19 protein-coding genes and 1 tRNA gene are annotated in these 21,322 nt (G+C 72.5%); 6 read left to right on the top strand and 14 right to left on the bottom strand.

Features of this window, described 5'->3' with window-relative positions; genetic code table 11:
* Nucleotides 1–647: 647 nt before the first annotated feature.
* Both E4N63_RS23330 and E4N63_RS23325 read right to left on the bottom strand, forming a co-directional pair.
* Nucleotides 648–926 carry a hypothetical protein gene (locus E4N63_RS23330; protein WP_125624026.1) on the bottom strand — a complete coding sequence of 93 codons (279 nt, stop codon included), beginning with the start codon at nucleotides 924–926 and terminating at the stop codon, nucleotides 648–650.
* Between the two features lie 308 nt (nucleotides 927–1,234).
* Nucleotides 1,235–1,309 (bottom strand) — tRNA-Val (locus E4N63_RS23325).
* Nucleotides 1,310–1,603: 294 nt separating this feature from the next.
* Here E4N63_RS23325 and E4N63_RS23320 point away from each other — a divergent pair.
* From E4N63_RS23320 to E4N63_RS23310, 3 genes are all read left to right on the top strand, one after another.
* Nucleotides 1,604–2,329 (top strand): DUF4097 family beta strand repeat-containing protein, encoded by a 726-nt coding sequence (locus tag E4N63_RS23320; RefSeq protein WP_230241618.1) that lies wholly within the window; start codon nucleotides 1,604–1,606, stop codon nucleotides 2,327–2,329.
* A gap of 120 nt (nucleotides 2,330–2,449) precedes the next feature.
* On the top strand, nucleotides 2,450–3,847 hold the full coding sequence (locus E4N63_RS23315; RefSeq protein WP_228429779.1) for a hypothetical protein: 1,398 nt from the start codon (nucleotides 2,450–2,452) through the stop codon (nucleotides 3,845–3,847).
* A 298-nt stretch (nucleotides 3,848–4,145) separates the two neighbouring features.
* Entirely contained in the window at nucleotides 4,146–4,373 is a 228-nt protein-coding gene (locus tag E4N63_RS23310; RefSeq protein WP_125624024.1) for a zinc ribbon domain-containing protein, read from the top strand.
* Between the two features lie 114 nt (nucleotides 4,374–4,487).
* On the opposite strand, the gene E4N63_RS23305 is transcribed toward E4N63_RS23310, so the two are convergent.
* From E4N63_RS23305 to E4N63_RS23290, 4 genes are all read right to left on the bottom strand, one after another.
* Entirely contained in the window at nucleotides 4,488–5,204 is a 717-nt protein-coding gene (locus E4N63_RS23305) for an O-methyltransferase (RefSeq protein WP_230241617.1), read from the bottom strand.
* Between the two features lie 14 nt (nucleotides 5,205–5,218).
* Nucleotides 5,219–6,019, bottom strand: a complete 801-nt coding sequence (locus tag E4N63_RS23300) for an HAD family hydrolase (protein ID WP_125624031.1) — start codon at nucleotides 6,017–6,019, stop codon at nucleotides 5,219–5,221.
* A 233-nt stretch (nucleotides 6,020–6,252) separates the two neighbouring features.
* On the bottom strand, nucleotides 6,253–9,165 hold the full coding sequence (locus E4N63_RS23295; protein ID WP_230241616.1) for a phosphoribosyltransferase: 2,913 nt from the start codon (nucleotides 9,163–9,165) through the stop codon (nucleotides 6,253–6,255).
* Between the two features lie 71 nt (nucleotides 9,166–9,236).
* Nucleotides 9,237–10,394 carry an HpcH/HpaI aldolase/citrate lyase family protein gene (locus tag E4N63_RS23290; protein WP_125624022.1) on the bottom strand — a complete coding sequence of 386 codons (1,158 nt, stop codon included), beginning with the start codon at nucleotides 10,392–10,394 and terminating at the stop codon, nucleotides 9,237–9,239.
* Nucleotides 10,395–10,592: 198 nt separating this feature from the next.
* On the opposite strand from E4N63_RS23290, the gene E4N63_RS23285 reads away from it, so the two are divergent.
* The gene (locus tag E4N63_RS23285; RefSeq protein WP_374112822.1) at nucleotides 10,593–11,666 is read left to right on the top strand and encodes a TerD family protein; all 1,074 of its coding nucleotides are present in this window, start codon (nucleotides 10,593–10,595) and stop codon (nucleotides 11,664–11,666) included.
* Here E4N63_RS23285 and E4N63_RS23280 read toward each other — a convergent pair.
* The 6 genes from E4N63_RS23280 to E4N63_RS23255 form a co-directional block, all read right to left on the bottom strand.
* Nucleotides 11,588–12,346, bottom strand: a complete 759-nt coding sequence (locus tag E4N63_RS23280) for a Tellurium resistance (RefSeq protein ID WP_374112821.1) — start codon at nucleotides 12,344–12,346, stop codon at nucleotides 11,588–11,590. The genes E4N63_RS23285 and E4N63_RS23280 overlap by 79 nt on opposite strands.
* A gap of 174 nt (nucleotides 12,347–12,520) precedes the next feature.
* The gene (locus E4N63_RS23275) at nucleotides 12,521–13,654 is read right to left on the bottom strand and encodes a DUF475 domain-containing protein (protein WP_125624020.1); all 1,134 of its coding nucleotides are present in this window, start codon (nucleotides 13,652–13,654) and stop codon (nucleotides 12,521–12,523) included.
* Nucleotides 13,655–13,701: 47 nt separating this feature from the next.
* Complete coding sequence (locus tag E4N63_RS23270; protein WP_019709244.1) at nucleotides 13,702–14,277, bottom strand: TerD family protein; 576 nt, start codon at nucleotides 14,275–14,277, stop codon at nucleotides 13,702–13,704.
* Between the two features lie 131 nt (nucleotides 14,278–14,408).
* A complete protein-coding gene (locus E4N63_RS23265; protein ID WP_030545331.1) occupies nucleotides 14,409–14,984 on the bottom strand; it encodes a TerD family protein in 576 nt (191 codons plus the stop codon).
* A 157-nt stretch (nucleotides 14,985–15,141) separates the two neighbouring features.
* Nucleotides 15,142–15,600, bottom strand: a complete 459-nt coding sequence (locus tag E4N63_RS23260; protein ID WP_125624019.1) for a peroxiredoxin — start codon at nucleotides 15,598–15,600, stop codon at nucleotides 15,142–15,144.
* A gap of 181 nt (nucleotides 15,601–15,781) precedes the next feature.
* A complete protein-coding gene (locus tag E4N63_RS23255; RefSeq protein WP_019709241.1) occupies nucleotides 15,782–16,222 on the bottom strand; it encodes a DUF3052 domain-containing protein in 441 nt (146 codons plus the stop codon).
* A 465-nt stretch (nucleotides 16,223–16,687) separates the two neighbouring features.
* Between E4N63_RS23255 and aceE the strand changes: the two genes are divergently transcribed.
* Nucleotides 16,688–19,420, top strand: coding sequence for a pyruvate dehydrogenase (acetyl-transferring), homodimeric type (gene aceE, locus E4N63_RS23250; RefSeq protein ID WP_125624018.1), 2,733 nt, complete (start codon nucleotides 16,688–16,690; stop codon nucleotides 19,418–19,420).
* Nucleotides 19,421–19,536: 116 nt separating this feature from the next.
* Here aceE and E4N63_RS23245 read toward each other — a convergent pair whose 3' ends face one another.
* On the bottom strand, nucleotides 19,537–19,848 hold the full coding sequence (locus tag E4N63_RS23245; RefSeq protein WP_125624017.1) for a small hydrophobic protein: 312 nt from the start codon (nucleotides 19,846–19,848) through the stop codon (nucleotides 19,537–19,539).
* Between the two features lie 71 nt (nucleotides 19,849–19,919).
* Here E4N63_RS23245 and E4N63_RS23240 point away from each other — a divergent pair, with 71 nt between their 5' ends.
* Nucleotides 19,920–20,732 (top strand): potassium channel family protein, encoded by an 813-nt coding sequence (locus tag E4N63_RS23240; protein ID WP_230241615.1) that lies wholly within the window; start codon nucleotides 19,920–19,922, stop codon nucleotides 20,730–20,732.
* Here E4N63_RS23240 and E4N63_RS23235 read toward each other — a convergent pair.
* Nucleotides 20,713–21,162 carry a peptidase inhibitor family I36 protein gene (locus E4N63_RS23235; protein WP_230241614.1) on the bottom strand — a complete coding sequence of 150 codons (450 nt, stop codon included), beginning with the start codon at nucleotides 21,160–21,162 and terminating at the stop codon, nucleotides 20,713–20,715. The genes E4N63_RS23240 and E4N63_RS23235 overlap by 20 nt on opposite strands.
* Nucleotides 21,163–21,322: the final 160 nt, after the last annotated feature.

The raw sequence follows: 21,322 nt of genomic DNA, 5'->3' as shown, positions 1-21,322 counted from the left end.
AGGTCGGGGCGGACTCACCGGGGGCGGATACGGCTCCGATCCCGCCGCCCGCGCCCGCCGCTCGGACAGCCCCGGCCGGGGCCGGCTCACCGCCGGGGAACGGGATCCGCCGTCGGAGACGCCACCCGGGGGCAGGCTCGGCGAACGCACGGGACGGCCACCGCGCCGGGGACCCGGCGGTTCCCCGCGACCCCGGTGCCGGACCGCGTGGCCGGCGGCAGGTCTCGATGCGCCCGCGCATGCGGCGCGACACGCGATCCGCAGGGCGGGATTCGACGGTGCGGCGCAGAGCATCACGGCCCTCGACACGACGGCCCGGACCACGGGCCGGCAGGACCCGCTGATGTCGGAAAGGGATGTCGAAGACCCCCGGCCGTGATCGGCCGGGGGTCTTCTGGCTGGTGGGCGCGGACGGGTTCGAAGCGCCGAGTTCCGCCGCGCGGGCTTGGCACCCATCGCAGAGCGGTCCGCGCCTGCCATCAGCGGTTTCGGGGCGTTGGGCCGGCCCGAGGACGCTCACACCTGCACGCGCGGCCCCATCCACCGTGGCCCACCGCTCGATCCGGCACGGATCCGGCACCCGCCGGCCGCCCCGACCGCCGTATCGCCGCACCCGTCACGCATGACCTACGGGACGGGCGGTCGCGTTACATGGCCTGGCGTTCCCTTTCCCGACGGAAGTCGTGCACGTCGGCGGTGAGGGTGCCCTCCTGCTGCTCGTAGTGGGAGAGCGCCAGCCCGACGCCGAAGAATGTGGGGGCCCATTCGCCGACGAAGATGCCCCACCGGTCGGCGCGATCGAGTCCGAGTCCCTGTTCTGCCTTGAGTGACGCAGCCCAGGCGGCGATGGAGAGGCCGATGGACAGGAAGCCTGCGGTGTACGCGTGTTCGCTGCGCAGGCCCTTCTCGTGCAGCTTCTGAATCATCGTGGGTCTCCCTGATCTCTGGGGACGGGCACTTCCCTCAGTGTCATCCGGCCGGCGGATGCCCGCATCCGGACGAATGGCCCGCGAAGATCACCTCAGCGGCTTTTGCGGTGGAACCAAGCCTTTGTGCGGCTTCAGGAGATCGCCGATCACGTCGACCGGCAGATCAGGAAGATGCGAGATCAAGCGGCCCTCCCAGCGCGCAAGTGGCACGTCGCCTCTTCCGCCGCCCGTCGGCGGGGGCACGAACGAAGCCCAGGCTTCCGGTTCTCCGCCGGACGGCCTGGGCCTTCGTCATGCGCGGGGACTGGTGGGCGCAGACGGGTTCGAACCGCCGACATCTGCTTTGTAAGAGCAGCGCTCTACCACTGAGCTATGCGCCCCCGGGAACGATGGGACAGACTACATGGCCGATGGCTTCTGCCCATAAACGTGACGGTAGGTGGCCGGAGTCCGGCAATGGACGGGAGCACAGCCGCGGGTACGGGGGGTGGCCCCACCCCGGATCGGGTGGGCGGCCGGATCGTTCGGGGCGGGCCGGGTCCCTACGGTTCGGAGTGACCCTTCCACCCGGAGTTCCACCGGCCCGTTCGGAGTTCATCGTGATGCCTCACCGCCGACTTCCGCTCCCGTCCCGCTCCCGTTCACGCCGTCGGTGGCGGGGCCTGATCGCCGCCGTGGGCGCGGCCGTTCTGGTCGCGGGTGTCGCGGGGTGCGGTGGTGACGCCGGCGACGACGAGACCCCCGAGCGACGGGCGTTCTCCCTCGGCGGGGAGGTCCTGAAGATCGACGCGGAGAACACCTCGGTCGAGCTGGTGCCCGCCGAGGTCGAGGACGTCCGGGTCACCCGGTGGTTCAGCGGGTGGACGGCCCTCGGCGGGGACGTCGAGGAGTTCTGGGAGATGAAGGGGGACACCCTCCGGATCGGCGTCCGCTGCGAAGGGCTGATCGACAACTGCGGCTCCCGGCACCGGGTGCAGGTGCCGCGCGATGTCGCCGTGACCGTGGACGGGGACAACGGGAAGATCACCGCCACCGGTTTCGCCACCGCGCTCGAGCTCCGCTCCGACAACGGACCGGTCCGGGTCGAGGACTCCCGGGGCCCGCTGAAGCTCACGAGCCACAACGGCGAGGTGAAGGCCACCGGTGTCATCGCGCGCCGGGTGTCCGCCGAGGCCGGCAACGGCTCCGTGGAGCTCGGGTTCGCGCGGGTGCCGGACCAGGTGGACGTCACCAGCGACAACGGGTCCGTCTCCGTCGGCCTGCCGCGCGCCACCTACCGGGTCGACGCCGTGGCCCGCAACGGGGACGCCGACGTCACGGTGCCGCGCGACACCGCGAGCAAGCACCGGATCACCGTCCGCAGCGACAACGGGAACATCACCGTCCGCACGGCCGAGTAGGCGGCCGACTGCGCAAGATCGCGAACGAATCGGGCCGTGTATTCGTTCACCCCTGGTGGGACAATGTCCCTACCCGGCAGTGATCTGCCGGAGGGGGCGGACGCGGCACGGGAGAGAGATGTGACGGCGAGATCTGCGCAGCCGTACGGGCGGCCGGCGACGGTCCGCCGCCTTCCGCCCGGCAGCGGCCCGGTGCGGCCGTTCCTCGGGCTCGTCCTGCTGCCGCTCCCGCTTCTGCCCCTCCTCGCCGCCGCCGCGCCACTCGCCTTCTCCGGCGGCGGCACCCGGCGCTGGTTCGGCGGCGGGCGCGACGACCAGCGTGCGCAGGCCCAGGCCGCCAAGGACGCCGCCGCTGCCGCCTTCTACGAGCTCGACTCCGCCCAGCGCGATCTGCGCATCTCCATCGAGACCATCGTCGCCGTGGACAGCTCGCCGCCCGCCCGCCGCGCCGCCGCCGACTTCCAGGCTCTCGGGCAGCGCATCGACGAGGTCAGCCACCGCTACATCAACGCCGTCGACGCCCACGACCTCGACCGCGACGACCTCGACTCCGCCACCGCCTCCCGCGCCCGCGCCGATCTCGACCGGGCCCGGGACGACCTCCGGCGGACGAAGGCGGAGCTCGACCGCTTCGCGAGCGGTCTGACCCCGCTCCTCGACAAGGCCGAGACCCAGCTCGCCCGCCTCGCCCCCGCCGTCGAACGCGCCCGGCAGGCCCTGCTCGCCGCCACCGGGGCGCTCGACTCCGTACGGGCCTCCGGTCTCGGGGCCGACGATCTCGCCGCCCGCCTCGCCGCCCTCTCCCCCGAGCTGACCAAGCTCAACCAGGGCGCCGGGCAGCACGGCGTCCAGGACACCCTGCGGCGCGCGGACGACGTGCTGCGCAAGGCCGAGGCGATACGCAGCGAGGCCGAGCAACTGCCCGCCCGCGCGGCCGAGATCGACCGGCGCCTGGTCACCCTGCGCACCCGCGCCGAGGCGATCACCACCCGCACGGAGGGCGTCGGCCCGATCCTCAGCGAGCTCCGCCGCCGCTACAGCGCGGCCTGCTGGCAGGACCTCCAGCCGGTGCCGGAGGAGGCCACCCGGGCCGTCGAACAGGCGGAGGAGAAGCTCCGCGAAGCCCAGGAGGCCCGGCGCGAACAGCGCTGGCCGGACGCCACGGCCCGGCTCAGCACGGTACGGGCCCTGCTCAACGGTGCCGACGAGGCCGTCTCGGCGGCCGGTGACCGGCTGCGCCGGCTGGACGAGGTCTCCGCCGACCCGTCCAAGGAGACCGAGCGCACCCGTTTCGCCATCCGCGACGCGCAGCGCCTGGCGATGGCCGGCCGTGACACCCCGGACCCCCGGCACGCGCGCCCGCTGGACGACGCGGTGGTGCGGCTGGACCGCGCGGTGGCCGGGCTGGAGGGGCGGCATCCCGACTGGTGGCACTTTCTGCTGGAGACGGAGGCGGTGCGGCGGACGGTGGCGCGCGTCGTCGGCGACATCCGCGAGGAGCTGGGCGCGGGCCACTGAGACGGTGCCCGTCGGTGCGCCGGGCGGCGCGGAGTGCGGGCAGTGAACCGGATCAGGGAGCCCGGGGCCGCGGGTCGGACGGGCGAGTACCGGAGTGACCCGGGCGACGGCACCGCACGGCACGGCCTGCCCGGACGGTGAACCGGACGGCAGGGCGGGGGCGGGGCGAGCCCGTGCCCGCCCGGGCGGCGCCGCCGCCGCCCGTTCCGGCGGCAGGGGCTGGACGGCGTGCCCGGAAGCGGTGGCGGTGCACCGGGCGCCCGCCCCACCGCCTCCCGCGGGCGGCTAATCTGGCCGCATGCCCCGATACGAGTACCGCTGCCGGTCCTGCGGCGACACCTTTGAACTGAGCCGTCCCATGGCCGAGTCCTCCGCCCCCGCCGTCTGCCCGGAAGGCCATGAGGACACCGTGAAGCTGCTCTCCACCGTGGCTGTCGGAGGCACGGCCTCCGGTTCCGCACCGGCCGCACCGGCCACCTCCGGTGGTGGCGGTGGCGGCTGCTGCGGTGGCGGCTGCTGCGGCTGACACGGGAGGCCGGGCCGGGGCAGGCCGGTACGGGCCGGCTCGCAGGAGACCGTCACGGCCCGGACCGGCCCCGGCCTCCGGCCGACGCCCGTCCGACGCCCGCCCAGCCGGGGCTCAGCGCTTGCGGGCCAGGGTCAGGCCGTCGGCGACCGTCAGCATCACCGACTCCACCCGGTCGTCGGCCAGCACCTGCTCGTTGAACTCCCGGGTGGCCCCGCCGCCGCCCGTGGCCTGCGGGTCCGTCACCTCGCCGTGGAAGAAGACGTTGTCCACGACGATCAGCCCGCCCGGGCGCAGCCGCGGCACCAGTTCCTCCCAGTAGCGGCCGTTGTTCTCCTTGTCCGCGTCGATGAAGGCCAGGTCGATCCCCGGATCGGCCGGCAGGGCGCGCAGGGTGTCCAGGGCCGGGCCGATGCGAAGGTCGATGCGGTCCGCGACGCCCGCCTTCGCCCAGGCCTCACGCCCGTACGCCGTCCACTCCTCCGAGACGTCGCAGGTGATCACCTTGCCGCCGTCCGGCAGGGCCTCGGCCATCCACAGCGCCGACATCCCCGTGAACGTGCCGACCTCGACGATCAGCCGGGCTCCGACGAGCTTCGCCAGAAAGGCCAGCAGCGGCCCCTGCTCCTCGGAGACCTGCATCCGGGCCCGGCCGCCGAGTTTCTCGTAGGTGGTGTCGACGAGTTCCCGCCGCACCCGGTCCAGCGGCGGGTTGTGGCGCAGGACGTAGTCGTAGAGCTCGGGGGTGAGCGGGGTGACCTGGTCCGGGTCGAGCGGGCTGCGCTTCCCGGCTTCGCGCGCCGCCCCCGTGGTGGTGTTCGTATCAGCCATGGCGCCATCCTCGTTCACGCCGCCACCGCCCGCACCAGGGACCGCAGAATCGCCTCGCCCGCCGCCACGCCCCGTTCGGCGAGCGCTGTGACGTGCGGCGCGGTCCAGCCGGTGTCGGCCAGTTCGCCGTGGCCGGGGCGCCAGCCCTGGTCACCGGCGCGCAGGAGGTCGGCGTCGAGGAGCGAGTCGCCCGCGGTGAGCACCCGGGAGGCGCCGGTGCGCCGCGCCACCTCGGCGACGGCCGCGCTCTTCGTGAGCGGCTTCGGCACGGCGTAGATCTTGCGGCCCTGGAGCGAGACCGTCCAGCCCTGCCCGTCGGCCCAGTCCGCGAGGTCCTTGACCCAGGCGTCGGGCAGCAGCGCGCGGTCGACCACCAGGTAGGCGAAGAGGTCCTCGGCGACCCGCTCCTTGAGCAGCCACTCCGGGTCGGCCGAGCGCAGCAGGTGCTCGCGCACGGAGGCGAGCGGGGCGCAGCCCTCGTCGAGCGTGCGGCGCACCCGGCGCTGCCAGCCGGGGTCGGACTCCCCGTCGACGAGCAGATGCCCGCCGTTGGCGCAGACGGCGTACGGGGCCGGGGGCCCGGGGAGGCGGATGCGGCCGTACTGCGCCCGGGTCCGGGTGGTGGACGGGACGAACACGGCCTCGCGCGCCAGGTGTTCGAGGAGCCCGGCGGCGGTCTCGGTGAGGTAGGAGAGCGGTTTGTGCTCGTACACCTCGACGCAGAGGAGGCGGGGGGCGAGGGCGTCGGCCATGTCGAGGGCGAGGGCGGCCGCGGAGTAGATCAGGGTGCGGTCGAGATCGCTGGCGACGAGGATCGGGCCCGGGCCGGGACCGGGCGGGTGCGGTGACGGGGATGCGGCGGGCGTGGGCGCCGCCGCGCCGGTGCCCACGCTTCCGCCGGTGGCCGGGGTGGCGCCGGTGCTCAAGGTCTCGTCCCGTCCTGCGGTCTGGTCGTTCCCTGTGGTCTTGTCGTTCCCCGCGGTCTGGCCGTGCCTCACGGGCTCGTCCTGGCTCACGGTTCCGTCCCGGCCCGCCGTCTCGTCGGCGCTCACGCGGAGATCACCGCCTTGCCGTCCGCGCCCGTCGCGCCGCGCGTGTAGCGCGGGTGGATCAGTCCGACGCAGCTGTACGGCAGTTCGCCGACCTCCTCCACCGGCACCCCGCGCTGCTCGGCCAGCAGCCGGATGTGGTCCAGGTCCGCGCCCGCGCCCCGCCGTGCGAGGACCCGCCAGGGGACCCGGCGCAGCAGGACCCGCGTCGTCTCGCCCACCCCGGGCTTGACGAGGTTCACGTCGTGGATCCCGTACTGCTCGCTGATCCGTTCGACGGCCGCCCAGCCCTCCCAGGTCGGCGCGCGGCCGGTGTCCGACAGCAGTTCGGCCGCGTCCGCCGCGGCCCGCTCCGCCACCTCGCCGAAGCGCGCCGAGACGGCGTCCAGGAAGTGCCCGGAGACGTCGGAACCGGCCAGTTCCCGGTAGAACTTGGCGCCGTGGAAGTCGTCCGGCCCGACCAGGTCCGCGCGGAGCACCGTCCGCGAGACCAGCCCGGAGACCGTGGAGTTGAGGCAGGCTGAGGGGATCAGGAAGTCCTCACGCGTGCCGTACGTCCGCACGCAGCCGCCCGGGTCGGCCAGGACGGCGATCTCCGGGTCGAAGCCCGTGACGCCGGTGGTGCGGGTGAAGTCCTTGATCGCGGCGGCGAGTTCGCGGGTGATGGCGCCCTTGCCCGTCCAGCCGTCGACGAAGACGGCGTCCGCCGGGTCGTGGTGCTCGGCGAGCCAGCGCAGCGCGGTGGTGTCGATGCCCCGGCCGCGGACGATGGAGACGGCGTAGTGGGGCAGGTCCAGCCCGTGCGCGTGGAGCGCCCAGCGGCGCATCAGGACGCCTACGGGGGTGCCGGCGCGGGCGAGCGAGACCAGGACGGGACGGCCGGTGCCCCGGCCGGCGCGCTCGGCGAGCAGCGTCTCGGTGACGGTGCCGACGGCGCGGGCGATCCGCGCGGCGGAGGTGTCGAGGGCGGTGCGGAACAGCCGCTGGTAGTCCTCGCTGGGCTGGTACTCGACCGGCAGCGACTCGGCGTAGTGCGCGCCACCGCGCTGCACGGCCTCCTCCCGCTCCTCGACGGGGGCTTCGAGGGGGACGGCGGAGAGGTCCTGGAGCAGCCAGCCGACCTCGTCCGGCCGGTAGGAGGAGAAGTCGGGTCCGCGCAGCGGGCCGGGCAGCGCGGCGGGCGCCGGTCCGTTGGGCGGGGGCACGGTTCCCGGGCCGGCCTCCGCGGACACCGGGGCCGCCTTCGCGGCGGGGTCCGTGTCCGGGGTCGTCTCCGGGCCCGGCCCGGCCGCGCCTTCCGTCCGTCCCGTCCGGGGCCGGGGCACGTGGGACGGGACGACCGCCAGCAGCACCCGGTCCGTGTGACGGGCCAGTTCGGACAGCAGGCCGCCCGGGGCGTGCAGCTCGGCCGTGTCGGCGGCCGAGTCCACGACCGTCACGACGGCGTCGAAGCGGCGGGCCGGGTCGGCGCCGGGCGCGACGTTGTAGGCGTACCGCTCCCCCGGGCCGTCGGCCGGCGCGTCGTGCGCCGGGAAGGCGATCCGGGTGCGGATGGCGTAGCCCGGGTCGTCGACGGCGAGGACGGGTGAGCGGGTGGTCGTCGAGTACCGCACCTCGGTCCGTTCGCCGAGTGTCCGCTGCAGAGCCTGGGCGAGCCGCAACGGCGCGTACATCAACTCCTCGCAGCCGAGGACGAGTACGCGCCCCGGGGCGCCCGGCTCGGCGCGACCCGGCCGGCCGGCGGCGTGCTCCGGAACGGAGGCCGGCCCGGGTACGGGGGCAGCGGGCCCGGGTACGGAAGCCGGCCCCGGCACGGCCGCGACGGGCTCCGGTACCGGCGCGACCGCCACGGCGCCGTCCGCCGTGAGCGCTTCCGCGATACGGTCCGCCATCGCCGGCAGCGCCGCCTCCAGCCGTGCCCGGTGCGCGGGCACGAAGCCGTGCCGTCCGCCGTCCGGCAGTCCGTGCGGCCAGCCGAGTTCCACCCGCCGCACCGCCGCCGGAGTGCTGCCGGCTCCGGACGGGGCACCGCCGCCGGCACCGGCCACCGCGCCCGCCTCGTACCGCGCCACCAGCGCCTGTCCCCGCTCCAGGACGTCCTCCGGCAGCCGGACCGTTCCCGAGGCCAGCGCCACGAGATCCACCCGGGCCCCCAGATCGGCCGCGGCCTTCCGCAGGGCGTCCCGGTGCTCGTCGGTCCGCAGATCGACGAGGGCGACGATCACGTACCGGTCGCGCGGAAACCGCTCGTGGAGTGCCCGGACGGTGTTGAGCACCGTGCGGCCGGTGGAGAACTCGTCGTCGACGAGCACGAGCGGCCCGTCCCCGCCGAGCAGGTCCGGGTCCTCGGGGAGCAGCAGGTGGGAGCTGGCGTGGCTGTGTTCCTCCTCGAAGCCGCCGACCGGCGCGAGGCCCGGGACGGGCCGCCTGGTCGAGTGGAGGTACGCCGCCGGAGCCAGCCCGTCGGCGACGCTGTGCCCGAGCCCGGTCGCCGTCTCCGCGTAGCCGAGGACGACGGCGCGGGCGGCCGCCTCCTCGCCGAGCAGCCGCCGCACCCGGCGGCCCAGGCCGAGCCCGGCCTCGTGGACCACATCGGGGCGCTGCGGCACATGCTTGCCGAGCACCTGGGAGACCAGGAGATGCGCCCGTCTGGGGTTGCGCCGCAGCGCCAGGCCGAGCAGCCCGCGCAGCGTCCCCGCACCGGCCGGACCGGCCGTGCCGGTCACGCCGGCCGCGCCGCCCCGATCCCCGGCACCGGCAGCGCCGCCCGTACCGGCAGCGGCGTCGCCGGCCGCGGGTTCCCCGGCCTCAAGGCCCGGCCCGTCGCCGTCCTCCGGCCGGTCCGCCTCGCGCAGCTCGACACCGAGCCGCTCCGCGACCCACGCCCCGGACCACTCCCGCTCCTGCCGCATCCTGTGAACGCCTCGCCTTTCCGCTGTCGTCCGTACCCTGGGTGTGCCGCGGCCGCTGCCGCCGTTCTCGGTCACGTGATGCCGGCCGCCAGCAGCTCCACGAAGGTCACGTCCTCCCGCGCCACCCCGAAGATCTCCGCGCGCAGCAGCGTCCGCTCGGCCCAGGCGCGGTGCGGCTTCACCTCGTTCATCTTGTTGGTGTAGGCGGAGCGCATCACACCGCCGCCGCCCCGCTCGGGCCGCAGGATGTCGACCGCGTCGCTGTACTCCTCGTGGCTCACGACGGACAGCGCGTGCACCGGGGCGACGTGGGAGGGGTGTATGCAGGTCTTCCCCAGCAGGCCGTTGGCGCGGTCGAGTTCGATCTCCCGGAGCAGGCCGTCCATGTCGTGCTCGATGAGCGCGGTCCGCAGCTTCTCGGCGCGGCCGGTGAAGGGGCTGCGCCGCAGCTGCGGTTTGAACATCCGTTCCTGGAGGCGGAAGTACTCCCACACCGGCCCGGTCACGGTGAGCCCGGTGCCGTCCGCCCGTCCGAGCGTGTTGACCACATCGGCGATCACCGAGGCGATGAGCTGCACGTCGTAGGCCGTCATGTCCGGGGATCTGCGCAGTCCGTACGCCGAGCAGAAGTCGGTGACGCCCAGGCGCAGCGCCAGGACCCGGTCCCGGTACTTGTCGACGCTGCGCCGGATGCCGGCGAGGGTCTCCGCGCGGCTCTCCAGGTGCAGCAGCTCCGGCGACTCCAGGACGGGCATGGCGAACAGCCGCCGCCCGCAGGCGTTCTCGGCCTCCGTCAGCGCCTCCAGGAACGGAACGCCCCGCTCCTCGGTGAACTTGGGCAGGACGAATCCGGACAGCAGCCGCGCCGCGGGCCCGAGGCGGCGCACGAGGTCCGTGATCTGTTCCGGCCACCGCACCCGGATGAAGAGCAGCGGCAGCTCGGAGTCGTGTTCCAGCAGGGCGTGGAGCTGCCGGACCAGGTTCTCCTCGGCGCCGGCCACGTCGGCGTCGTCGATGGAGTCCTCCAGGCACAGCACCATCGAGACGACCCCGCGGCCCATCTGTTTGATCACGTCCTCGGCCAGCGCGGGCCGGGTCGCGGGGCTGTAGAGCGTGGCTCCGAGCGCGACGGCGAGCCGCTGAGCTGGGGAGTCGACGTCGAACCGGCCCGGCTCCCGGTGGAACAGGGCCGTCCGGACATCGGGCGGCACGTACCCGAAGTGGCGCATGCAACTCCCCCTGTGATCTGTCGCGCCGTGACGCGATCTGGCCGGTAATCGTACGTTGCGTTCAGGCTCGAAAGCCCTTGCGGACATGAAAATCACGTATCCCGCCCGTGTCCGTTCCCCGTCCGTTCCCGGTCCGGCGGGCACGGGATGCGGTCCCCGCGTTGTACCCGCCTGCCCCGGGAAGGCAGGATGACCGCTATGACGCACGCGATGTTGAAGGGGTCGAACATCCCGCTGGACGCATCCGCCGTACGGGCGGTGCTCCGCTGGACTCCCGGGCCCGGGGTGCCCGATGTCGACGCGTCCGCGCTGCTGCTGAACGCGGACGGCCGTGTGCGCTCGGACGAGGACTTCGTCTTCTACAACCAGCCGCGCCACCCCTCCGGCCTGGTGCGGCACTTGCCCAAGAAGCGGCTGGCGGACGCGCTGACGGACACCGTCGAGGCCGAGATCTCCGCACTGGAACCGGTGGTGGACCGGGTGGTGCTGGCCGCGTCGTCCGACGGCGGCGCGTTCGGCGGGGTGCCGGATCTGCGGCTGCTGCTGTTCGACGCCTCGCCGGAGGTCTCCGGGAACGGCGGCGAGCCGCTCGCGGTCTTCGACGTGGTGCCCGAGACCGGCGACGAGTCGGCCCTCATCTGCGGCGAGCTCTACCGGCGCGGCGACACCTGGAAGTTCCGCGCCCTGGGCCAGGGGTACGACACCGGGCTGATCGGTCTGGCCACCGAGTACGGCATCTCGGTGGAGGACGCCGGGGACGAGCCCTCCGGCACCGCCCCGTCCGGCGGAGCACCCGCGCCGTCGCCCGCCCCGGAGGCGCTCACCGAGCCGGTGCCCGCACCGCACCGGGAACCGGCCGCCGCGCCCGCCGCCGCGCCGGACGACGCCACCCGCGCGCACCGGCCCGGTTACGGCTATCCGCCGCCACCGCCGGCCGCCCGCCCGCGCAGCCGCCGTTCCGCCCCCGCCGCCGCCCCGGCCCCTGTCCTGCAGGCGCCCCGGCGCACGCTCCGGGTACGGCTACCCGCACCACCCGGCGGCGGCCTACGGCTATCCGCAGCACCCCGCGCCGCCGGCGCCGGACCCGGCGTTCGCGCTGCCGCCGCAGGGGCCGCAGTTCCAGCGGAACCGCTGACCGGCCGGCGGCCGGGCGGGCCCGGGAGCGCGGCCGCCGCCCCCGGCCGCCGCGCCCGTCAGACCTTCTCCTTCGTCCCCGGCCCCCACTGGAGTCCCCAGCCGTACAGCCGGTCCAGCTCCGCCTGGAAGCCGTAGACGTACCGCACCTCGCGGCGCACCACCAGCTCACCCTTGACGTTCTCGATCAGCAGCACGGCGCAGGAGCGGGCCTGCGGGGCCCGCTCGTCGAGCCCGATCTCCAGCCGCGGGCCGTTGCTGGGGTAGAGCGTGACGACGGCGTGGGTGCGGTCGAAGGCGGGGGTGCCGTCGTAGATGTAGACGAAGACCAGCAGCCGCTTGAACTCGTCCCGGTGGTCGAGGTTGATGTAGATCGTCTCGCCCGAGGTGCCGCCGAACCGGTCGTCGCCGCTGAGCTTCACATAGGGCGGGCTGTTGATGTCGCCGAGGAAGTTCCCGAGCGGCTGCACCACGCCCTTGGAGCCGTCCTTCAGCTCGTACATGCAGGCCAGGTCGAGGTCGATCTTGACCACGGCCGGGCCCTGCGCCTGCACGATCTCCGGCTTGAAGAGACTGCCCGGGTTGCGCAGCAGCCCGCCGCGCTTGGTGTAGCCGCCGATGTCCGAGGTCCGCATCCGCCAGGAGAGGTTGACGCGGAGGTTGCCGCTGGCCGCGCCCTGCTTGGTGAGCGAGACGGTCTGCCGTCGTTTGGTGAGCTCTATCGCGTTGGTGGCGGGGTTGCCACTCTCGAAGACCGACCGTCCGTCGGCGGGCCGCAGCCAGGAAGGCCAGGACCAGTCCCTGTTCCAGAACGCCACGCTGGACACCCCCACTGCTCTCGTCCCCTCGACCGGCCCGCGGGAGCGCGGACCGGGCAGCACCGCGGGGCGGCCACGGCGGCCGGCGGCCCGGCCGGTTCCGGGTTCCGCTGCCTGGTGGCCGCCCCGCACAGAGCGTTCCTCATTCGGAGCGTGGTCACACTCCGGACCGGGTCACACTCCCGGTGACACCTTGGTCTCCTCCTCACGGCCCTCGGCGGCCAGTCCGCGGTTGCGGCGGACGGAGGACCAGAAGGAGGCCGCGATCAGGCCCACGCCGATGAGGCCGGTGATGACCTCGGAGATGTGGAACTTGATCGTGATGAGCAGCAGCGCGGCCAGGGCGCCGATGGCGTAGTGCGCGCCGTGCTCCAGGTAGACGTAGTCGTCGAGGGTGCCCTCGCGGACCAGGTAGACCGTGAGCGAACGGACGTACATCGCGCCGATGCCGAGGCCCAGCGCCATCCAGAAGATGTGGTTGGTGATGGCGAAGGCGCCGATGACGCCGTCGAAGGAGAAGGAGGCGTCCAGCACTTCGAGGTAGAGGAACATGAAGAACGCGGCCTTGCCGGCGAGGCCGACCAGGGACGGGTCCTTGCCCTCGCGCCGGGCCTGCTCCTTGACCTCCTCGTCGTGCTCCTCGTCCTCCTCCAGCTTCTCCTCGAAGTAGCCGGAGAGCCCGCCCACGAAGAGATACGTGATCAGGCCGGCGACGCCGGAGAGGAGCACGGTGGCCGACTTGTCCTCGTACGTGCCGCCGTGCTGCGCGGCCTCGGTGGCGATGGTCGCGGCGGTGACCAGCAGGACGACCAGCGCGATGCCGACGGCGAGGCCGTCCACCTTGCCCAGCCGGCTGAGCGGCTTCTCGAACCAGGACAGCCAGTGGTGCTCTTTCTCGTCGAAGAGGAAGTTGAGAAAGATCATCAACAGGAACATGCCACCGAAGGCGGCGATGGCCGGGTGGGCGTCGGTGACCAGCATCTCGTACTGGTCGGGGTCGCGCATGGCCAGTTCGACGGCCTCGATCGGTCCGACCTTGGCCGTGATGGCGACGATCACGACCGGGAAGACCAGTCGCATACCGAACACGGCGATCAGGATGCCGATGGTGAGGAAGATCTTCTGCCAGAAGGCGTTCATCTTCTTCAGCACACCGGCGTTGACCACCGCGTTGTCGAACGACAGCGAGATTTCCAGGACCGACAGGATCGCCACGACGGCGAACCCCTGCCAGCCCCAGAAATAGGCTGCGGCGGCCAGTCCCGCGGCGGTGACGCCGAAGGACCAGCCAAAGGTTTTCAGGAGCACTGGCTACCCAATCGTGAGTACGGGTCCCCCGCGCGCAGTGCGCGGCTTTACGAAACGTTGACCCCGAAGTCTAGAGCGATCCCCCGCAGACCCGACGCATACCCCTGTCCGACCGCCCGGAACTTCCATTCGCCGCCGTACCGGTACACCTCGCCGAAGATCATCGCGGTTTCGCCGGACGCGTCCTCACTGAGGTCGTAGCGGGCGAGCTCCGCACCGTCCGCCTGGTTGACCACCCGGATGAAGGCATTGCTGACCTGCCCGAAGGTCTGCCCCCGGACATCGGCGTCATGGATCGAGACCGGGAAGACGATCTTGTCGACCTGCGCCGGGACCTTGGTCAGGTCGAGCAGCAGGGACTCATCGTCGCCGTCGCCCTCGCCGGTGAGGTTGTCACCGGTGTGCTCGACGGAGCCCTCCGGGCTCGTGAGGTTGTTGTAGAAGACGAAGTACTCGTCGCCCAGCACCCGGCCGTCGCGGCACAGCAGCGCGCTGGCGTCGAGGTCGAACGGCGCTCCCGTGGTGGACCGCGCGTCCCAGCCGAGGCCCACCAGGACCTGGGTGAGATTCGGCGCGGCCTTGGACAGGGAGACGTTGCCTCCCTTTGCGAGCGTGACACCCATGATCTGTTCCTCCCCCTCTGTGATGCCTTGCTGATCCCGCCGGGCGCCGCCGGCACCGCGGCGTTGTCCCCGCTGCGGCCGGCGCCGCACCTCCGCGCTGGGGGAGGTGCGGCGCCGGGCGGTCGCGGGTGTCAGACGTTGACGCCGAAGTCCTGCGCGATGCCGCGCAGACCGGAGGCGTAGCCCTGGCCGATGGCCCGGAACTTCCACTCCGAGCCGTGCCGGTACAGCTCGCCGAAGACCATGGCGGTCTCCGTCGAGGCGTCCTCCGTCAGGTCGTAGCGGGCCAGCTCGTTGTTGTCGGCCTGGTTCACCACGCGGATGAAGGCGTTCCGCACCTGGCCGAAGCTCTGCTGCCGGCTCTCGGCCTCGTAGATCGAGACCGGGAACACGATCTTGGCGACGTCCGCGGGCACCGCGGCGAGGTTGACCTTGATGGCCTCGTCGTCGCCCTCGCCCTCACCGGTGAGGTTGTCACCGGTGTGCTCGACGGAGCCGTCGGGACTCTTGAGGTTGTTGAAGAAGACGAAGTGCTGGTCGGAGACGACCTTGCCCTCCGCGTTCGTCAGCAGGGCGCTGGCGTCGAGGTCGAAGTCGGTGCCGGTGGTGGTGCGGACGTCCCAGCCGAGACCGACGGTGACGGCGGTCAGGCCCGGCGCCTCCTTGCTCAGAGAGACGTTCCCGCCCTTGCTGAGACTGACTCCCACAAGTCCTCCCCTGGATGCGAGGGGCGAGGGGAAGACCGCCCCGCCCCCGTCGTGCGATGACATCGGATCAACGGGACCGATCCTAGTGAGCGGCCACCCCGGGGGACAGGCTTCTCCACCGGCCCGTTTCCCCCGGGATCACCGCCCGTGCGGGCGGTCAGAGCGCGCCGAGGGCCTTGGCGTAGTCGTTCAGGTCCCGCGCGTCCGGGAGGCCGTTGACGACGGTCCAGCGGACCACGCCCTCCTTGTCGATGATGAAGGTGCCGCGCACGGCGCAGCCCTTCTCCTCGTCGAAGACGCCGTAGGCGCGCGAGGCCTCGCCGTGCGGCCAGAAGTCGGAGAGCAGCGGGTACTCCAGGTTCTCCTGCTCGGAGAAGACCCGCAGCGAGAACGGGGAGTCGTTGGAGACCGCGAGCAGCTGCACGTCGTCGTTGACGAACTGGGGCAGCTCGTCGCGGAGGGCGCAGAGCTCGCCCGTGCAGACGCCGGTGAAGGCGAAGGGGTAGAAGAGGAGGACGACGTTCTTCTCACCGCGGAAGTCCGAGAGCCTCACGAGCTCGCCGTGCTGGTTCTTGAGCTCGAAGTCAGGGGCCTTGGTGCCGACATCGATCGCCATGGGGTGCGCGTCCCTCTCGTCGTGGTTACCGGTCGTGCCCCAGTCTTCCACTGCGCCGTTCCGACCCGTGCCGGGGGCCGCCCGCGGACCGCGCCGGGGGCCCGGGAACGCCGTGTGCCCCCGCGGTGGATCACCACGGGGGCACACGGACGGTCCGGTACGGCTCCGGGCCGGGTGCGGGCTACCGCTTCCCGGAGCGGGCCGCCTTGGGAGTGACGAGGCGGCTGCCCGCCCAGTCCTTCCCGGCGCTGACGCTGCTGGTCTGCGCCAGTCCGGCGGTGGAGGCGGCTTCGCCGATCTCACTGGCCTCGACGTAGCCGTCGCGGCCGGTCTTCGGCGTCAGCAGCCAGATCGGGGCACCCGCGTCGATCATGGTGGTGGCGTCCACCAGCGCGTCCGTCAGGTCGCCGTCGTCCTCTCGGAACCACAGCACCACGGCGTCGGCCACGTCGTCGTAGTCCTCGTCGACGAGCTCCGTGCCGGTCAGTTCCTCGATGGCCGCACGCAGATCCTGCTCGGTGTCGTCGTCGTAACCGAGCTCCTGGACCACCTGTCCGGGCTGGAAACCCAGCCTGGCGGCAGGGTTGGTCCGCTCCTCCGCGTGGTCCGCGGTCGCGCTCACGGATTGCCTCCTGTCGTGTTTCGAGTGTTCTTCCACCCCACGCGCACGCGAGGCTTGGGCGTAGTCCACACGGGCCGGGCGGATCGCGCAAGTACCTGACCCCTTATCCCGCCCAAACGTTGACTTGTCGCCGCAAGAGGTACTCCCCGGCCATGGTGCCGGTCGGGGATTTCCGGCGCATTTCGGGGGTACACGCGGAGGTTGCGCCGAACGGGCCGTCCGCACCGCGGACCGGCATCGGGCCGGCGCCCCGGCGAGGCGTAGGGTTGCGGTCGGCCGAGCCACCCAAGTCGGCCGGAACCCCCCGTTGTCTCACAGAGTGGCGGTTACCGCGCAGTACCGTGGTTATTACCGATCAGTAGAGATGACGTATTCGCCTCTGCGGTCCACGATGGAGGCGGCGCGACACCAGCAGAGCACGAATCCATGACGTGCACAGCACGACCGAAACAGCGAAGGAACAGCGTGGCTTCCGCATCCGATCGCAACCCGATCATCATTGGCGGTCTTCCCAGCCAGGTCCCGGACTTCGATCCCGAGGAGACCCAGGAGTGGCTCGACTCGCTCGACGCAGCCGTCGATGAGCGAGGCCGGGAACGCGCCCGTTACCTGATGCTCCGCCTCATCGAGCGGGCACGCGCCAAACGCGTCGCCGTCCCCGAGATGCGCAGCACGGACTACGTCAACACCATCGCGACCAGGGACGAGCCGTTCTTCCCCGGCAACGAGGAGATCGAGCGCAAGATCCTCAACGCGACCCGCTGGAACGCGGCCGTCATGGTCTCCCGTGCCCAGCGCCCGGGCATCGGCGTCGGCGGCCACATCGCCACCTTCGCCTCCTCCGCCTCGCTCTACGACGTGGGCTTCAACCACTTCTTCCGGGGCAAGGACGCCGGCGACGGCGGCGACCAGATCTTCTTCCAGGGCCACGCCTCCCCCGGCGTCTACGCCCGCGCCTTCCTCCTGGACCGCCTCTCCGAGGCCCAGCTCGACGGCTTCCGCCAGGAGAAGTCGAAGGCCCCCGACGGCCTCTCCAGCTACCCGCACCCGCGGTCGATGCCGGACTTCTGGGAGTTCCCGACGGTCTCCATGGGCCTCGGCCCGCTCGGCGCGATCTACCAGGCGCGGATGAACCGCTACATGGAGGCGCGCGGCATCGCCGACACCTCCAACTCCCACGTCTGGGCCTATCTCGGCGACGGCGAGATGGACGAGCCCGAGTCGATCGGCCAGCTCTCCATCGCCGCCCGCGAGGGCCTGGACAACCTCACCTTCGTGGTGAACTGCAACCTCCAGCGGCTCGACGGCCCGGTGCGCGGCAACGGCAAGATCATCCAGGAGCTGGAGTCGCAGTTCCGCGGCGCCGGCTGGAACGTCATCAAGCTGGTCTGGGACCGCACCTGGGACCCGCTGCTGGCCCAGGACCGGGACGGCCTGCTGGTCAACAAGCTGAACACCACCCCCGACGGCCAGTTCCAGACGTACGCCACCGAGAGCGGCTCGTACATCCGCGAGCACTTCTTCGGCGGCGACCAGCGGCTGCGCAAGATGGTCGAGAACATGACCGACGACCAGATCCTGCACCTGGGCCGCGGCGGTCACGACCACAAGAAGATCTACGCGGCGTACAAGGCGGCCAAGGAGCACAAGGGCCAGCCCACCGTGATCCTGGCCCAGACCGTCAAGGGCTGGACGCTCGGCCCCAACTTCGAGGGCCGCAACGCGACCCACCAGATGAAGAAGCTGACGGTCGACGACCTGAAGATGTTCCGCGACCGGCTGCACCTGCCGATCCCGGACAAGGAGCTGGAGTCCGGCGCGCCGCCGTACTTCCACCCGGGGCGCGACTCCGAGGAGATCCAGTACATGCACGACCGCCGCAAGGCGCTGGGCGGCTATGTGCCGACCCGCGTGGTGCGGTCGAAGCCGCTGGTGCTGCCCGGGGACAAGACCTACGCGACGGTGAAGAAGGGCACCGGGCAGCAGCAGATCGCCACCACCATGGCCTTCGTGCGGCTGCTCAAGGACCTCATGCGGGACAAGGAGATCGGCAAGCGCTTCGTGCTGATCGCGCCCGACGAGTACCGCACGTTCGGCATGGACTCGTTCTTCCCGAGCGCCAAGATCTACAACCCGCTGGGCCAGCAGTACGAGTCCGTGGACCGCGAGCTGCTCCTCGCGTACAAGGAGTCGCCGACGGGCCAGCTGCTGCACGACGGCATCACCGAGGCGGGCTGCACGGCCTCGCTGATCGCGGCCGGCTCGGCCTACGCCACGCACGGCGAGCCGCTGATCCCCGTCTACGTCTTCTACTCGATGTTCGGCTTCCAGCGGACCGGCGACCAGTTCTGGCAGATGGCCGACCAGCTCTCCCGCGGCTTCGTGCTCGGCGCCACCGCCGGCCGCACCACGCTGACCGGTGAGGGCCTCCAGCACGCGGACGGCCACTCCCAGCTGCTGGCCTCCACCAACCCGGCCGCCGTGTCCTACGACCCGGCGTACGCGTACGAGATCGCGCACATCGTCAAGGACGGTCTGCGCCGGATGTACGGCGAGGACAGCGAGAACGTCTTCTACTACCTCACCGTCTACAACGAGCCGATCCAGCACCCGGCCGAGCCGGAGAACGTGGACGTCGAGGGCATCCTCAAGGGCCTCCACCGCCTCAAGCAGGGCGAGCGGGGCATGATCCCGGCGCAGATCATGGCCTCCGGTGTCGCGGTGCCGTGGGCCCTGGAGGCGCAGCGCATCCTCGCCGAGGAGTGGGACGTCCGGGCGGACGTCTGGTCGGCCACCTCCTGGAACGAGCTGCGGAAGGAAGCCGTCGCGGTGGAGGAGCACAATCTGCTCCACCCCGAGGAGGAGCAGCGCGTCCCGTACGTCACCACCAAGCTGCGGGACGCCGAGGGCCCGAAGGTGGCCGTGTCCGACTGGATGCGGGCGGTACCGGACCAGATCGCGCGCTGGGTGCCGGGGACGTACCAGTCGCTGGGCGCGGACGGCTTCGGCTTCGCGGACACCCGCGGCGCGGCCCGGCGCTTCTTCCACATCGACGCCCAGTCGATCGTGGTGGCGGTCCTCACCGAGCTGGCGCGGGACGGGAAGGTGGACCGCTCCGTGCTGAAGCAGGCCATCGACCGCTACCAGCTGCTGGACCCGAAGGCGGCCAACCCCGGTACGGCGGGCGGCGACGCCTGACGCACGCGCGGTGAAACACCACAGAGGGGCCGGGCCCGGAACGCATCTCAGCGTTCCGGGCCCGGCCCCTCTGTGGTGTCACGTCGTCCGCGCCGGGCGCCGCGGGGGCCGCCCGGTCAGACGACGCCGCCGCCGAGGCCGCCGACCCCGGCCAGCAGGAGGACGGCCATCACCGTGTCGATGGCACCGAGGACCACCGCGACGAGCGCCGGTACCGAGGCGCCGCGGAAGTCCCAGCGGCGGCCCATCGACATCCAGCCGGCCACGATCGCCGCCGGTCCGAGGACGATGCCCAGGACGAAGAATCCGGCGATCGCGCAGACGAGGCCGATGATGCCCAGTGACGCGCGATCCGGCCCGCTCCGCGACCACATCCGGCCGCTCTCACGGGGGTGCCTGCGCGTACTGCTGTGTCCCATGCCCGCCATCTCGTCCCTCCAAGGGTTGTCGAATTCGGGCTGCTCTCCGTCTTCCCTCGTGCTCCCATACGATTCACGGCATGAGCGAGACACCGTCCGGCCTGCACAAGAGGGAGCGCTGGGAGCGCCGTACCCAGGGGCCGCTGCTGGCGCTGTCCCTGCTGTTCGCGGCCGCCTACGCCGTGCCGATCGTGCTGCCGGACAGCGACCCGTGGGTGCGCGAGGCCGGCCGGGCCGTGGAGTGGGGGGTCTGGGCGGCCTTCGCCGTGGACCTCGCCATCAGGCTGCACCTGTCGCCGTGGAAGCTGCGGTTCCTCCGCGAGAACCCGCTGGCGGTGCTCGCCGTGGCCCTTCCGCTCCTCCAGCCGCTGCGGCTGCTGCGGCTGGTCTCCGGTCTGCTGCTGGCGGGGCACCGGGCCCGGCTGGCCGCGGCCACCGCCCAGATCCGCCTCACCACCTACGTGGCCGGCTCCTGTGCCGGACTGCTGCTGTTCGGCTCGCTGGCCGTCCTGGAGGTCGAGCGCAACTCCCCCGAGGGGAACATCAGGACGTTCGGCGACGCGGTGTGGTGGTCGTTCACCACCATGACCACGGTCGGCTACGGCGATCTGGCCCCGACCACCGGGCTGGGCAGGGTGCTGGCGGTCGGGCTGATGCTCTCCGGGATCGCCCTGCTCGGTGTGGTCACCGCGAACATCGCCGCCTGGTTCATCTCCCAGTTCGACCGGGAGAAGGCCGAGGAGCAGCGGCAGACGGCGGCGATCGACGAGCTCACCGCCGAGGTCCGGGCGCTGCGCGCGGAGCTCGCGGCGGCCGGGGAGGGCCGCGCCGCCGTTCCGGAGCCGGCCGGGCGGAACGGCGGCGGGCCGGGTGTCAGTTCTCCCAGATCTTGAACGCCCGCACCCGGTACGGGGAGTCGGGCACCCAGGTGCCGCCGCCCGGATAGGTGTCGAACTCGCCCGTCTCCCCGCACTCGGCGCTCTGGTAGGTGGTCACGGGCCGGCCGGTGCGGTTGGCCAGCGAGCCCGCCGAGGCTCCGGCGGGCAGCGGGATACAGCTCTCGATGTCGGTGCCGGAGAGCTCGTGGGCGGTGCGGGTGCCGCCGAAGCCGTGGCGGTCCCAGAGGCAGAACGCCCCGGACGGGCAGGAGCCGGAGGAGGGGCCGGGCCCCGCCGCCGGGGGCGCGGGTGTCCCGGCGGCCGGTGGCGCTGGAGGCGCCGCGGCGGCGAGCGGGGCGGCCGGGACCAGGGCGGCGGCCAGCGCGGCGGCGGTCACGGCCGCGGTCGTCAGGACAAGGCGGGTCGTCGGGAAAGAACGTGTCATCAGGACAGGGCGCTTCATCGGGATCACTCCCCCGTGAGGTGCCGCGCCGCCGGGGCGCGGGCACACAGCCGGCCGCCGGACGGATGCCCGGCGGCGTTTCCGCGACGAGCCTCTCCGGCCGGTGCCTCCGCCGCCAAGGGCCTCCGGGCGATGCCACCCG

Source organism: Streptomyces sp. MNU89, from assembly GCF_020982505.1.
Taxonomy (GTDB): Bacteria; Actinomycetota; Actinomycetes; order Streptomycetales; family Streptomycetaceae; genus Streptomyces; species Streptomyces xinghaiensis.
This window is presented reverse-complemented; position numbering and strand designations above follow the sequence as displayed.

Bases quoted from the DNA above. Each gene is read 5' to 3' on its own strand.
- E4N63_RS23285 (WP_374112822.1), top strand. From the start codon at position 10,593: ATGACGCACGCGATGTTGAAGGGGTCGAACATCCCGCTGGACGCATCC.
- E4N63_RS23240 (WP_230241615.1), top strand. From the start codon at position 19,920: ATGAGCGAGACACCGTCCGGCCTGCACAAGAGGGAGCGCTGGGAGCGC.
- E4N63_RS23290 (WP_125624022.1), bottom strand. From the start codon at position 10,394: ATGCGCCACTTCGGGTACGTGCCGCCCGATGTCCGGACGGCCCTGTTC.
- E4N63_RS23235 (WP_230241614.1), bottom strand. From the start codon at position 21,162: ATGACACGTTCTTTCCCGACGACCCGCCTTGTCCTGACGACCGCGGCC.
- E4N63_RS23260 (WP_125624019.1), bottom strand. From the start codon at position 15,600: ATGGCGATCGATGTCGGCACCAAGGCCCCTGACTTCGAGCTCAAGAAC.
- E4N63_RS23295 (WP_230241616.1), bottom strand. From the start codon at position 9,165: ATGCGGCAGGAGCGGGAGTGGTCCGGGGCGTGGGTCGCGGAGCGGCTC.
- E4N63_RS23270 (WP_019709244.1), bottom strand. From the start codon at position 14,277: ATGGGTGTCACGCTCGCAAAGGGAGGCAACGTCTCCCTGTCCAAGGCC.
- E4N63_RS23310 (WP_125624024.1), top strand. From the start codon at position 4,146: ATGCCCCGATACGAGTACCGCTGCCGGTCCTGCGGCGACACCTTTGAA.
- E4N63_RS23245 (WP_125624017.1), bottom strand. From the start codon at position 19,848: ATGGCGGGCATGGGACACAGCAGTACGCGCAGGCACCCCCGTGAGAGC.
- E4N63_RS23330 (WP_125624026.1), bottom strand. From the start codon at position 926: ATGATTCAGAAGCTGCACGAGAAGGGCCTGCGCAGCGAACACGCGTAC.
- E4N63_RS23305 (WP_230241617.1), bottom strand. From the start codon at position 5,204: ATGGCTGATACGAACACCACCACGGGGGCGGCGCGCGAAGCCGGGAAG.